12 protein-coding genes and 1 rRNA gene are annotated in these 12,998 nt (G+C 72.9%); 2 read left to right on the top strand and 11 right to left on the bottom strand.

Features of this window, described 5'->3' with window-relative positions; all coding sequences use genetic code 11:
• From ACFV4N_RS30865 to ACFV4N_RS30855, 3 genes are all read right to left on the bottom strand, one after another.
• Nucleotides 1-619, bottom strand: a 619-nt coding sequence (locus tag ACFV4N_RS30865) for an enoyl-CoA hydratase/isomerase family protein (protein WP_499676147.1), incomplete at its 3' end; no start/stop codon positions are given.
• Nucleotides 620-685: 66 nt separating this feature from the next.
• A complete protein-coding gene (locus ACFV4N_RS30860; protein WP_015103570.1) occupies nucleotides 686-895 on the bottom strand; it encodes a helix-turn-helix domain-containing protein in 210 nt (69 codons plus the stop codon).
• Nucleotides 896-1,074: 179 nt separating this feature from the next.
• Complete coding sequence (locus ACFV4N_RS30855; protein ID WP_499676146.1) at nucleotides 1,075-2,703, bottom strand: ABC-F family ATP-binding cassette domain-containing protein; 1,629 nt, start codon at nucleotides 2,701-2,703, stop codon at nucleotides 1,075-1,077.
• Nucleotides 2,704-2,846: 143 nt separating this feature from the next.
• Between ACFV4N_RS30855 and ACFV4N_RS30850 the strand changes: the two genes are divergently transcribed.
• Nucleotides 2,847-3,620, top strand: coding sequence for an SDR family oxidoreductase (locus tag ACFV4N_RS30850; protein WP_499676145.1), 774 nt, complete (start codon nucleotides 2,847-2,849; stop codon nucleotides 3,618-3,620).
• Between the two features lie 488 nt (nucleotides 3,621-4,108).
• On the opposite strand, the gene ACFV4N_RS30845 is transcribed toward ACFV4N_RS30850, so the two are convergent.
• From ACFV4N_RS30845 to ACFV4N_RS30825, 5 genes are all read right to left on the bottom strand, one after another.
• Nucleotides 4,109-4,561 carry a hypothetical protein gene (locus ACFV4N_RS30845; RefSeq protein WP_499676144.1) on the bottom strand — a complete coding sequence of 151 codons (453 nt, stop codon included), beginning with the start codon at nucleotides 4,559-4,561 and terminating at the stop codon, nucleotides 4,109-4,111.
• The gene (locus ACFV4N_RS30840; RefSeq protein ID WP_499676143.1) at nucleotides 4,554-5,066 is read right to left on the bottom strand and encodes a SigE family RNA polymerase sigma factor; all 513 of its coding nucleotides are present in this window, start codon (nucleotides 5,064-5,066) and stop codon (nucleotides 4,554-4,556) included. Before ACFV4N_RS30840 ends, ACFV4N_RS30845 begins: the two co-directional genes overlap by 8 nt.
• Nucleotides 5,067-5,070: 4 nt before the next feature.
• Nucleotides 5,071-5,508, bottom strand: a complete 438-nt coding sequence (locus ACFV4N_RS30835; RefSeq protein ID WP_499676142.1) for a hypothetical protein — start codon at nucleotides 5,506-5,508, stop codon at nucleotides 5,071-5,073.
• 90 nt (nucleotides 5,509-5,598) lie between these two features.
• Nucleotides 5,599-6,375 (bottom strand): acVLRF1 family peptidyl-tRNA hydrolase, encoded by a 777-nt coding sequence (locus ACFV4N_RS30830; RefSeq protein ID WP_499676141.1) that lies wholly within the window; start codon nucleotides 6,373-6,375, stop codon nucleotides 5,599-5,601.
• Nucleotides 6,372-6,947 (bottom strand): hypothetical protein, encoded by a 576-nt coding sequence (locus tag ACFV4N_RS30825; RefSeq protein ID WP_499676140.1) that lies wholly within the window; start codon nucleotides 6,945-6,947, stop codon nucleotides 6,372-6,374. The genes ACFV4N_RS30830 and ACFV4N_RS30825 overlap by 4 nt, the downstream gene beginning before the upstream one ends.
• 293 nt (nucleotides 6,948-7,240) lie before the next feature.
• On the opposite strand from ACFV4N_RS30825, the gene ACFV4N_RS30820 reads away from it, so the two are divergent.
• Nucleotides 7,241-8,218: a hypothetical protein gene (locus ACFV4N_RS30820; RefSeq protein ID WP_499676139.1), complete on the top strand. Its 978-nt coding sequence runs from the start codon at nucleotides 7,241-7,243 to the stop codon at nucleotides 8,216-8,218.
• A gap of 51 nt (nucleotides 8,219-8,269) precedes the next feature.
• On the opposite strand, the gene ACFV4N_RS30815 is transcribed toward ACFV4N_RS30820, so the two are convergent.
• The 3 genes from ACFV4N_RS30815 to rrf form a co-directional block, all read right to left on the bottom strand.
• Nucleotides 8,270-11,029 (bottom strand): S8 family serine peptidase, encoded by a 2,760-nt coding sequence (locus ACFV4N_RS30815; RefSeq protein WP_499676138.1) that lies wholly within the window; start codon nucleotides 11,027-11,029, stop codon nucleotides 8,270-8,272.
• A gap of 181 nt (nucleotides 11,030-11,210) precedes the next feature.
• A complete protein-coding gene (locus ACFV4N_RS30810; RefSeq protein ID WP_499676137.1) occupies nucleotides 11,211-12,773 on the bottom strand; it encodes a deoxyguanosinetriphosphate triphosphohydrolase family protein in 1,563 nt (520 codons plus the stop codon).
• 143 nt (nucleotides 12,774-12,916) lie between these two features.
• Nucleotides 12,917-12,998: ribosomal RNA gene (gene rrf, locus ACFV4N_RS30805) — 5S ribosomal RNA — on the bottom strand; the annotation flags it as partial.

The following is a 12,998-nucleotide window of genomic DNA, read 5'->3' as shown; positions in this document are numbered from 1 at the left end:
CAGGCACGACGCTGTTCACGAGGCCGGTGCGCAGCGCCTCCTCCGCGCCGACCCGCCGGCCGGTGAGGCAGATCTCGGCCGCCCGCGAGTAGCCGACCAGGCGCACCAGCGGGAGGGTGCCGCCCAGGTCCGGGACCAGGCCCAGGGACGTTTCGGCCATGCTGAAGCGGGCGTCGTCGGCGGCTACGCGGAAGTCGCACGCCAGGGCCAGTTGGAAGCCCGCGCCGATGGCGTGGCCCCGCACCGCGGCGATCGTCACCCGCGCCGGGTCGCGCAGCCAGCGGAAGCCCTCTTGGAATTCCGCGATCAGCGCGGCGCCGGCTTCGGGGCCCCGCGCGGTGATCTCCGCGAAGCCCGGTTCGCCCGCCACCCCCTCGCCGGTGAACATGCGCCGGTCCAGGCCTGCCGAGAAGGCACGACCGGAGCCCCGGACGACCACCACGCGGACGTCCGGGTCCAGCTGTTCGCCGATCGTCCGCAACGCCACCCAGGTGGACGGCGTCTGTGCGTTGAGCACGTCGGGACGGTCGAGGGTGATCGTGGCGCGCGCCCCGTCGACCTCGAACCGCACGCCCCCGCGTTCCAGCAGGTCGGCGTCGATGGGGGTCGGTGCCGACATGCTTGAACCTCCGGTGTCGGGTGGGCGCCGTCTCTCCTCGGCGCCTCGTGGTTACCGGAGGGTAGCTTACTTCTTCTTCGTGCGGGTGGCGCCACCGCGACCGCGCAGCTGCACACCGGATTCGCTGAGCACCCGGTGCACGAAGCCGTAGGAGCGCCCGGTCGATTCGGCCAACGCCCGGATGCTCGCGCCCTTTTCGTACTTCTTCTTCAGGTCAGCGGCCAGCTTGTCCCGCGTGGCGCCGGTGATCCGGGCGCCCTTCTTCAGGTCAGCCACCTTGTCCCGCCTTCCGTAGACAGCAGGTCGGGCCTTCGTAAGCCCCTGTCGTCGCAATGATCGAACACGAAGACCAAGAACGCCAGGTGATCAAGCGAAATGATCGGCGAGCGGTCGTCCGGTCACGGAGAGTCGATCATCACTCACTTCAGGGGTTTGGAACGGGAAAACCCTTGCCCTCACGCCAACTGCACGAGTTCGAGGTACTCCTCGGACCAGTGGTCCTCGGTCCCGTCGGGCAGCAGGATCACCCGCTCGGGCTCTAGGGCTTCGACGGCGCCCGGGTCGTGGGTGACGAGCACGACCGCGCCCTCGTAGCGGCGCAGCGCGTCGAGCACCTGCTCGCGGCTGGCCGGGTCGAGGTTGTTGGTCGGCTCGTCGAGCAGCAGCACGTTGGCCGCGCTCGACACGAGGCCCGCGAGCGCGAGCCGGGTCTTCTCGCCGCCGGAGAGGGTGCCCGCCGGCTGGTCGAGCTGCTCGCCGCTGAACAGGAACGTGCCCAGCAGCGACCGCAGCTGCTGCTCGGGCACGTCGGGCGCGGCGTGGCGGATGTTCTGCCACACGCTGGCCTGGTGGTCGAGCGTCTCGTGCTCCTGCGCGAAGTAGCCGAGCTTGAGCCCGTGCCCCTTCAGCACCTCGCCGCTGTCGGGGCGCTCCATGGAGCCGATCAGCCGCAGCAGGGTGGTCTTGCCCGCGCCGTTGAGGCCCAGGATCACCACGCGCGAGCCGCGGTCGATGGCGAGGTCGACGCCGGAGAACACCTCCAGCGAGCCGTAGGACTTGCTGAGGTTCTCGGCGGTGAGGGGCGTCCTGCCGCACGGCGCGGGCTGCGGGAAGCGGATCTTGGCGACCTTGTCGGCCTGGCGGGTCTCCTCCAGGCCGGCCAGCAGCTTCTCGGCGCGGCGGGCCATGTTCTGCGCGGCGACGGCCTTGGTGGCCTTGGCGCGCATCTTGTCTGCCTGCGCCATGAGCGCGCCGGCCTTCTTCTCGGCGTTGGCGCGTTCGCGGCGGCGGCGCTTCTCGTCGGCGGCGCGGGCTTCGAGGTACTTCTTCCAGCCCATGTTGTAGATGTCGACCTCGCCGCGCGTGGCGTCGAGGAACCACACCTTGTTGACCACGTCGTCGAGCAGCTCGACGTCGTGGCTGATCACGACGAGGCCGCCCTCGTGCGACTTGAGGAACCCCCGCAGCCACGCGATGGAGTCGGCGTCGAGGTGGTTGGTGGGCTCGTCGATGAGCAGGATGGTGCTGGACTTGCCGCCCGCGCCCGCCTCGGAGGCGGCGAACAGGATGCGGGCCAGCTCGACGCGGCGGCGCTGACCGCCGGACAGGGTGCGCAGCGGCTGGGCGAGCACCCGGTCGGCCAGGCCGAGGTTGGAGCAGATGCGGGCGGCCTCGCTCTCGGCCGCGTACCCGCCGAGGGCGGCGAACCGCTCCTCCAGCCGGCCGTACTTGCGCACGGCGTCCTGGAGCGCGGTGTCGTCGGCCAGCTCCGCCATGGCGGTCTGCATCTTCTCCATGTCGCGGAGCAGCTGGTCCAGGCCCCGGGCGGAGAGCACGCGGTCCTTGGCGATGACGGACAGGTCGCCCTCGCGCGGGTCCTGGGGCAGGTAGCCCAGCTCGCCGCTGCGGCGCACCTCGCCCGCGTAGGGCTGGCCCTCGCCGGCCAGGACGCGCAGCGAGGTGGTCTTGCCGGCGCCGTTGCGGCCGACGAGGCCGATGCGGTCGCCCGCCTGGACGCGCAGGGTGGCGTCGGAGAGCAGGATGCGCGAACCGGCGCGCAACTCCAGGTCGGTTGCGGTGATCACAGGTGAGAACTCCGGGGTGTGGTCGTGCGGGGTCGACGGCGCAGCTCGCGCGGGACCTACTCGATCAAGATGACCACGCACCCAGTCTACGGGGTGGGCGCCACCCCGTTTCGGACATGTGTGCAGGCGCATAGATTGCGCCCATGACTTCCGACTTCGCGGGCAAGGTCGCACTGGTCACGGGCGCGAGCCGGGGCATCGGCCTCGGGATCGCGCTGGAACTGCTCACGCGGGGGGCGTCGGTGGCGATCACCGGCCGCAAACCGGAGGCGCTCGCCGAGGCGGCGGCCGGGCTGGCCGAGACCTCGGGCGCGTCACCGGACCGCGTGCTGGCGGTGACGGGCAACGCGGGCGACGCCGACGACCGCGCGAAGGCCGTCCAACTGGTGGTGGAGCGGTTCGGGCGGCTGGACGTGCTGGTGAACAACACGGGCATCAACCCCGTGTTCGGCCCCCTGGTGGACGCCGACCTGGACGCGGTGCAGAAGATCTTCAACACGAACGTCGTGGCGGCGCTGGGGTTCGTGCAGCTGGCCTGGCGGGCGTGGATGAGGGAGCACGGCGGGGCGGTGGTGAACATCGCGTCGGTGGGCGGCCTGCGGTCCACCGGGGCGATCGGCGCGTACGGGGCGAGCAAGGCCGCGCTGATCCGGCTGACCGAGGAGCTGGCGTGGCAGCTCGGGCCGGGGGTGCGGGTGAACGCGGTGGCGCCGGCCGTGGTGAAGACGCGTTTCGCCGAGGCCCTCTACACGGGGCGCGAGGAGGAGGCGGCCGCCGCCTACCCGATGAAGCGGCTCGGGACGCCGGAGGACGTGGCGCGGTTGGTGGCGTTCCTGGCGTCGGACGCGGCGGAGTGGATCACCGGCGAGACGGTGCGCGTGGACGGCGGGCTGCTCGCCACCGGCACGCTGGGGTAGATCTGCGAGAGGGCTGGACCGGCGGCGGTGCGGCGTGCGCGCACCCGGCGCGACGGGAGCCGACCGGCACGACGGGAGCCGACCGGCGCGGTGGGGCCGACCGGCGCGACGGGAACCAACCGGCTGGGCGGGAGTCGGCCGGCCTGGTGGGAGTCGGCCGGCTGGGTGGACTCGGCTGGCGAGGGCGGCCATGCGCACGGCCCGGTGCCGCTGACAGGCCCGGTACGGCTGCCGGCGGGGTGGTTCGGGCGGGTTTTGCCCACCGTGCGTCCGGGGCCGTCTGCGGGGCCGTGAGGGCGGTCAGGCTCGTCTTGCCGCCGCTCCGGGCCGGGGCGCGGGCCGGGGCGGGCCGGGCCGCGGTCAGCACGCGGCTCGGGTAGGGCGGCGCGCCGGCTCGCGCGGCGACGGAGCCGGCCAGGTGGGGTGTGGCCACATTCCGCCAACGGCGGGCGCGCGGGGCCGGTCAGCCGAGAGGCGCGCGGGGCCGGTCAGCCGGGAGGCGTCGCCGTGGTGGAGAGCGGGACGGGCGCTGTCGTGGTGGAGGCCGGCCGCCCCGACGAGGACCGGCTGGTGGTGCTCGTCCGGTTCTGGTGGGTGGTGGTGGGTGGGGTGGTGATGGTGGGTTCCGGTGCTCCTTGCGTCGTCGGTGACGTCTCGATCGTCCGCGGTGGCGAGGTGGCCGGCGCGGTGGGGTGGGTGGTGTTCGAGGCGGGCGGGTCGGCGGGGGTGCTCTCGGTCGGGTCGGGCGCCCGGTTGAGGGCGAAGGCGACCACCACCGCCACCAGTGCGGCGGTGCCGGCGCCCGTGGCGGCCACGGCGGCGGTGCGGCGGCGCCGTTTGACCCCGGTGCCCAGGTGGACGATGTCGAGGGCGCCGAACGTGCGCGGCCGGGGCTGGACGTTCAGCTCCTCGAACATCTTCTTCAACTCGTCCTCAAGCACCGCGCGACACCTCCCACAGCGAGCCGAACTCCGGTCCCAGACTCTGCTTCAACGCCTTGAGCCCCCGGTTGGTGTTGCTCTTCACCGTCCCGACGGAGCACCCGAGGACGGCGGCCGTCTCCTGCACGCCCAGGTCGTGCCAGTAGCGCAGCACGAGCACCGCCCGCTGCTTCGCGGGCACCTCCGCGAGTGCCTGCCACACGACCAGCCTGTCCTCGCTCAACACCCCCGCCGACGGCGCCTCCGGCGGGGTGTCGGTGAGCTTCTCCCGTTTCCAGCGCACCCGGCGACGCTCGGCCAGGAAGGTGCGCACCACGATCTGCCTGAGGTAGGCGTCCAGGCCGTCCTGGTGCGCCAGCTTCGGCCCCACCAGGTAGAGCTTGAGGAACGCGGATTGCACCAGGTCTTCGGCCTCGTGGTGGTTGCCGCACAACAAGAACGCGGTGAAGCGCATCGAGTCGGCGCACCGGTCGAAGTGGCGGGTGAACTCCGCGTCCCAGCTCACGTGCTCAGCGCTCCGCGGCCGGCGGTTCCGTCGTGGTGGGGACGGGCCGCGTGGTGGTGGGAGGCGGGGTGGTGCGCGTCACCTCCACCGGCTTGGTGGTGGTGACCGGCGGGGGCGTGGTCCACGTCGGGCGCGGCGAGGTGGTGGGACCCGGCGAGGTCTCGATCGGCCGCGGCGAGGTGGTGGTGGGGTTCGGGCTGGTCGGGTGCATGCTCGTGGGGCCCGGCGTGGTGGGGTGCGGCGAGGTGGGGTGCGGCGAGGTGGGGATCCCGGTCGGGCTGGTCGGGATCGTGGTGGCCGGGATCGTGGTGGTCGGCGCGACGGTGGTCGTCGGCGCCGGCCGGGGTTCCGGGCCGGGACCGGACGCCAGGGCGGGCACGGCCACCGCCAGGCCGCCCACCACGACGGCTCCGACCGCCAGCACGAGTCGTTTGCGCGGCACAGCTGCTCCTCGGGGGTAGCGGGGGCACCGGGCTCGGCGCCTCTCCACCCCTATGAATGCGGTCGGCCGGGCGGGAGGTTGTCACGGGTTTCAGGCGAGTTCCCGGACGGTGATCTCGACCGCCCTGGCCCGCGCCGCCGCCTCGTCCAGCACGGCCCGGCGGGGCTCGGGCACGTCCAGCACCCGCGGCGACGCCAGGGCGAACACGGCGCTCAACCGGGGGTCGGCGCGCAGCGCGTCCAACGCCTGCCGGTCGCCGCCCAGGACCACCGCGTCCAGCTCGCCCACCCGCGGCGCCAGGACCCGGGCCGCGTCGTCGGCCGCGGCCCGGAGGGCGACCCTAGCCTGCCCCTCCCGCCGCCGCGCGAACCGCTGCTGCGACCAGCCGCCGGCTTTGTTGCGGCCGTGCACGAGGTGACTGCCCGTGGTCGACAGCAGGACCTCGCCGTCGAGGGCCACGCCGACGCTGTGCCCGCCGAGCCGGACGAGCAGCAGCCCGACCCGGCGCGGGGTGAGGGCGTCGGCCAGCAGCGGGGCGAGCACCAGGCCCTCGAACACCCGGCCGGCCGACCACTGGTCACCCGACCACTGGTCACCCGACCACTGGTCACCCGACCGGCGGTCATCGGACACCTGATCGTCGGGTGACACCCGACCGGAGTCGCCCGTAAGAGTGAGGTCGCCGAAGGCCGCCGTCGCCGAGGCCGTCGTCCCGTCCACCGCCGTCACCACGAACCGGCGCCCGGTGACCGCGGTCGTCGCCACCCCTCCGTGCCGGTCGGCGAACCGCTCGAACCACCCGGTCAACCGCTCCGGCTCGACCTCGACGGCGCGCCCGCCACCGGGGACGGGCCGCACCCGGCTCATGCCGGCGCGACCGCGACCCACACGGGCAGCGGGTGCCCGCACTCCGCGGGCGTGAGCCGCTGGACCGCCGCGAACCCGGCCGCGGCCAGCTCGGCGGCGACCTGCTCCGACGACAGCACCCGGTGCCGGGTGGACACGGTGTTCGCCACCTGCCACGCCCCCTCGGCGCGCACCAGCCGCACGACCTCCAGGGCGTAGGACTCGCCGTCCGGCGACCAGTCCCACAGCTGCACGGTCACCTGCCGGTCGTCGCCCCGCCCGGTCACCTTCGGCGGCGGCGCCGTGGGCCGCAGCCGCCCGAGCTTGTCCAGCTCGGGCACGGCCGCCACGAACAGCCCCCCGGGCCTCAGCACCTGCCTGGCCAGCAGCAACGCCGGCGACAGCGCGTTCTCGTGCGCCAGCCTGGGCAGCAGGTCGTCGCTCGCGCGGACCACGTCGACCGGCGGCCCGCCGTGGTGGCGGGCGACGTCGAGCAGGTCGAGCACCGAGCGCGGGCCGGCGCCGAGCACGGCGGCGGCGACCTCCGTCAGGGGGTCCTCCGGCAGGGGCACGAGGTCCTGGGCGGCGGTCACCGGCAACACAGTAGGGGCAACCGATCACGTGCCGCCAACGCAGCCGGGGGCCGGGTGGGCGCCCACCAGGACCGAAGGGATTTCCACCACATCGGCGGCAGCCCGTTGCACAACGTTACCGACGGGTTTACAAAGGATGGAGCAAGAGCGTTCACCACTTGACAGAACGATGTCCACCCCAGTGAACTCGTAACCCGTTCGGCCCAATCATTGACTCCGCTCGGAAGGCACCAACGCCCTGCGTTGGCGGGTAGGGTCACTGGGGCGTGATCTCATGACAGCGGGGAGTCACAATGACCAACGCTGCCGGTCGACCCAACCTGTCCGTCGACGAACTCGACCCGACGGGCCACGGCAGTCTTGCGCAGCTTCTCACCACCGGGCCCTTCCCGGAGGCGTTGAGGGCCGCCATCAAGGCCAGCAGGCTGAGCCTGGACCGCATCCAGCACCGGCTCGCCCTGCGCGGGGTCACGATCAGCGTCGCCACGCTGAGCTACTGGCAGTCGGGTCGTCGTCGTCCCGAGCGGCCGGAGTCGCTGGAGGCGCTGCGCCACCTGGAGACCGTGCTGGGCGTGCCCCAGGCGGGCCTGTCGGCGCTCCTGGGTCCGCCGCGCCCGCGCGGGAGGCGGTCGCGGCCGACCACGATGATGCCGATCGACGCCCTGTGGGAGCGCCGGGAGCGGGTGGCCGACCTGCTCACGAAGGTGGACACCACCTCGGACGTGAAGCTGGGCCGCATCAGCCAGCACGACCGCATCGAGATCGCCGCGGACGGCGGTCAGCGCTCGGTGTGGGTGCGGCAGATCCTGCGCGCGGAGCAGGACGGCCCGGACCGCTGGGCGCTGGTGTTCGAGACCGAGGAGTCCGACGTGCTGCCGCAGGTGGTGAACCTGCGCAACTGCCACCTCGGGCGGGTCGTCGAGGACACCGAGGCCAACATCATGGCCGCGGAGATGATGTTCGACCGGCCGCTGAGCCGCGGCGAGACGATCATCATGGAGTACGAGCTGCTGTTCGCGGAGGGTCACTACCCTGCGGGCAAGAACACCTTCGCCCGCAAGTTCCGGCTGCCGGTGCGGGAGTACGTGATCGAGGTGCGGTTCGACCCGTCGTACCTGCCGGCTCGGTGCCAGCAGTACAGCGTGCCCGCCGGTGACGACACCCCGTCGCGGCGCCGCAACCTGGCCCTGGACGGCGCGGGCGGCGTGCACGCGGTGGCGCTCGGTTTCGGGCCCGGCGTGTTCGGCATCCGCTGGGAGTGGCCGAAGTAACAGGCGTTAAAAAGGGGCCCCGGGACTCGTCCCGGGGCCCCTTCTCGCAACTCAGACGTAACCGTTGACCTTCAGCGAGACCGCGCGGATCGAGCCGCGGTCGGCCGCCGCCGTGTCCACGGCCTTGAACGTCCAGACGCCGTCCGCCGGCTGCTCCAGCAGGGCGCCCAGCGGCGTGGTCGGCCTCCAGGTGCCGGTGAACGGCGCGTTCGCGCTGGTCACCGTGGAGAACGCCCGCGCCGCCGAGTCGTCGAACACGACCTGGCACAGGTTCGAGCCGGTCGAGCCGTTGCGCTGGAACACCGTCGCGCTGACGCCGCTGGGCGCGGTCAGCGTGCCGACCAGGTCACCCACGAACGTGTGGTCGATGCCCACCGTGGTGGAACCGTCCGTGTTCGGGGTGCACTGGGTGCCGTCGACGGACAGCACGACCTTGGACGCGCGGCCCACGCCGGTGACCTCGATCGGCACCGTGGCGCCGAGCGGGTTGTTGTCCGGGATCGCCACCACCGGACCGGTGTACGAGAAGGTCCGCACCTCGTTCGACGGCTGGCCCACGTTCAGCGTGAACGAGGCGGTCGTCGGCGACGTCGAACCCGCGTAGGTGACCCGGGCGTCCAGCTTGACCCCCGTGCCGACCGCGACCGAGGTCGGGACGGACACCTTGAAGGTGTTGGTCACCGTCTGGCCGACCTCGATGTTGCCGTAGTACTTCGAGCGCGGCGCGATCGTCACGCCCGCGGTGGGCGAGGTGAGCACCAGGCTCGTGGAGGCCGCCGTGCCGTCGCCGTTGTTGACCACCGGGACGGTGACCGTCGAGGTGGTGCCCGGCTTGAGGTACTGGCTGCCGTCCGAGTCGTTGACCACGGTCGGGCGCTGCGCCCTGGCCAGCGGCTGCGGCGAGGCACCGGTGTAGGCCAGCGCCAGGTCGGCGCGGACGATGCCGGCGCCGGTGCGGTTGTCCACCCCGGCCTCGGCGATGTCGATCGCGGTGGCGGTCAGCGCCGCCTTCACCTCGGCCGTGGACAGGCCGGGGTTGCCGGACAGGATCAGGCCGGCGATGGCCGCCGCGTTCGGCGCCGCCGCCGACGTGCCGAAGAACGGGTCGAACCCGGGCACGCTGGTCGACACGCCGTCCGCCGCGGTCAGGTCGGGCTTCTGCCTGACCTCGGGCGCCGCGCTGCCGTCGGGCGCGAAGAACACGCGGCGCGGGCCGTCCGAGGTGAACCGCTCGGGATTCTGGGAGCCGTCGAAGGCGCCCGGGAACGGGCCGCGCGGGTTGGCCGGGTCGCCCGGCTCCAGGTCGAACGGCAGCGGCTCGGCCGCCGGGGCGGCGGCGACGCTGATCGCGCCCTTGGCCGCGGAGTGGCCACGGGTCACGCCGGGCGTGGCGAAGCCCTTGGCGCCCGCGGAGTCCTTGAAGCGGCCGCCGAGCGCGGACAGCGACAGGTACTGGTCCTCACCGCGGAACTTGACCACGGCCAGCCGCAGGCCCGCCGAGCTGGCGGGCGTGTTGAGCCGCTCGTAGGGGTCCTGGGTGCCGTCCTGGACGCCCTGGCTGAACGCGACCACGCTGCCCTGCGCGTTCACCAGGTACAGGTCGTAGTCGTTGAACGACGAGCCCAGCGGGTCGGACCAGAACAGCGTCACCGGGACGCCACCGGAGCTCTCCGACAGCGGGTTGACCACCTGCTTCGCCCCCGGCGAGGGGTCGAAGTCGTGGGCCGTGCCCGCGAACTTGCCGATGCCGACGCCGGAGTCGACGAACTGGCCCTCCCAGTGGCCGGAGGTGCCGTCGGCGACGTTGCCCTCGTTGCCCGCGGAGGAGAAGAACAGGGCGCCGTCCGCGGCGACCGCGTCCACCGCGCGGGCGATGACGCCGTCCTGGAACGGCGACTCGTTGAAGTAGAGGACGTCGTCGACGATGACGTCGCAGCCCAGCTCGAAGCGCAGGTCGCGGATGTTGTCGGCGAAGCTCGCGTCACCGTTGAACGCGGTGGCGAAACCCAGGCTGGCGTTGGGCGCGATGTCGTGCAGGATCTCCAGCATCGCGGTGCCCTCGTCGCCCGAGCCCTCCTGGCCGGGCAGCACCTCGACGTTCGCGGGCAGCTCGCCCGCCGCCTGCGAGGCGGCCAGGGAGTCGACGCCGTCGGACAGCGCGCACAGCTTCACGCCGGTGCCGGTGACCCGGAACTCGTCACGCGCCGTGTCGGCCGCGTGCGCCCGGTCGCCCTCACCGGTCGTGGCCGCCGCCCGCACCGAGGCCAGCGCCTCGCGGGTGCGCTTCTCCACGTCCTTCGCCTTGGCCTCCTTGGAGGGGGCCGCGGCCGTGTTCTTCGGGTCCTGCTTGCGGAAGGTCTTGGCCTCCACGGCCGTCTCGACCCGCCGGACGTCGCCGCGGCCCGAGAGCGCGGCGAGCGAGCTCAGCGGGACCTGGGCGCGCACCGTCCGGCCCTCGGCCGAGACCGCGCGGATGCCACCGCCGGCGGCGCGGACGGCGTTGACCAGGTCGTCGGTGACCTTGTGGGCGCGGATGTCCACCAGCACGGTGTTCCCGCTCTGCACCTTCACCCCGGTCTGCACGGACGGGGTGCGGCTCAACGTGCCGGCGTTCGCGCGGCGGCGCTGCTCCACGACGAGCGCGCTGTCCATCTTGGACTCCGCGCCGGAGAGCGACTTCTTGATCTCCTGCAGCGCGGCGATCTGCGCGGCGATCTTGTCCTCGACGCCCTTGGACGCCTTGGTCGGGTCGGCGGAAGCGGGTGACACGACACCCAGGGTCAGCAGCGCGGCGGCGCCGGCTGCGATCAAGGCGGCTCTTCGAGACCGGCGTAGCTGTGAACGCACAGGCGTCTCCCCCACGTTGAGCGTGCCCCCGACGCACGCGACCATCGATCGGGTGTCCCCGATCGAGGGATCAACGTATTGCGCTCATCCAAGTACCGTCTGCCACCGTTCGGCCTACTTCACGACGTGGAATAACCATCACATTTCACAGTACGAAAGCATCCGTCCACAGCTGGCCGGTCCGCCCGGACAGCGCGTCGAGCAGCGCGGCGGCCTGGTTGTCGGTGAGCGAGGCGACGAAGTCGACCACCGCCCGGCCACGGGCCAGCGCCCGCACCGCGTCCGGCCCCGACGGCGCGTCCCCGGTGGCCCCCACCAGCACGGACGGGTCGGTCCGGGCCAGCCTGGCGTACTCGCCGCCGGCCAGCTCCACCAGGTCGTGCAGGCGGCGCGGCAGCCGGTTCGCCTCGTGCCGGTCGGTCACCCACTGCTCCAGCGCCTCCACCAGCGCCGTCAGCAACCGCGCCTGGCCCCGCTGGTGCAGCGCCAGGTCCGGGCGGAGCAGCACGAACCGCCGGTGCACGAACTTCAGCACCTGCACCTCGTGCCACTGCCGCACCGCCAGCACCACGTGCCCCGAGCGCGTCGTCGGCTCCTCGACCACCCCGACCGCGTCGACCAGGCGGCGCGTCCACCGGGCGGAGAACCCGGCCACCGCCTGCTCGGCCTCCACCGAACCGTCGAACGGGACCGCCAGCAGGCCGTCCACCAGCTCGGTCCGCACCTTCGCCACGGCGTGCGCGAACGCGTCGTCGTCCACCGCCCACGAGTCCTTGGCGTGCAGGCGGCGGCGCAGCGCCTCCAACGACCGGCCGGGGCGGCGGCGCTGGGCGTCCAGCTCGTCCGCGGTCAGGCCGGCCAGCTCCACGGCGTGGCCGAGCCACGCGTTCAGCTCGGCCGACACCGTGGCGTGCTGGAGCACGCCCACCCGGTAGAAGTCCTCCACGTCGTGGATCGCGTAGGCGATGTCGTCCGCGGTGTCCATCACCGACGCCTCGACCGTCTGCTGCCACGGCTCCAACCGACCCGCGTAGTAGGCGCGGGACTGGAGCACGTCGTCCAGCTCGGTGACGTAGGCGGAGAACTTCGCGGAACCGGTGCCCGGCGCATCGGGCGGCTCGGCGGCGCCGCGCGGCGGCTCCGGCAGGTCCCGCGGGTGCGGCTCCGGGTGCGACAGCCGGGTCCACGGGTACTTCAGCATCGCCGCCCGCACCGCCACCGTCAGGTCCAGGCCCACCGCCGACGGGCCCCGCACGTCCGTGGTGGTGACGATGCGGAACGACTGCGCGTTGCCCTCGAACCCGTCGGCCAGGCCGAACCGGTGCCTCGCCAGCCGGTCGAGCACCTGCTCGCCGAGGTGCCCGAACGGCGGGTGCCCCAGGTCGTGCCCGAGGGCAGCGGCCTCCACCACGTCCGGGTCGCAGCCGCCCAGCTTCTCCAGCAGGTTCGCCACCTCGGGGCGCGTGTTGAGCCGCTCGGCGATCGCGCGGGCCGCCTGCGCGACCTTCAGGCTGTGCGTGAGGCGGTTGTGCACGAGCAGCCCGGAGCCCGTGGAGCTGACGACCTGCGTGACGCCGCCCAGGCGGGAGAAGAACGGCGAGCCGGCCACCCGGTCCCGGTCCACGCGGAACGGGCTGGTGGCGAGGTCGGCCTGGACGGTGGCGTCACCGCCGGAGCGGCGCTGGGTTCGGGGGTCCTCGCTGTGCATGGGGGAAACCTAACCGCCGCCGAGGCGCGATGCCCCGGTGGATGCCGCCGCCCGTAGCCGACGTCACGGCCACGAGCCGCGCGACAAGGCCCGAAAACGCCTCAAGGGGGCGCTCGACTGAGCGCCCCCTTGAGGGAAAGAATGTTCGGCGGCGTCCTACTCTCCCACACCCTCACGAGTGCAGTACCATCGGCGCTGGAAGGCTTAACTACCGGGTTCGGAATG

The organism is Actinosynnema sp. NPDC059797 (assembly GCF_042732085.1).
Taxonomy (GTDB): Bacteria; Actinomycetota; Actinomycetes; order Mycobacteriales; family Pseudonocardiaceae; genus Actinosynnema.
Note: the sequence above shows the minus strand (reverse complement) of the source record. Positions and strands in the feature narration are given on the sequence as shown.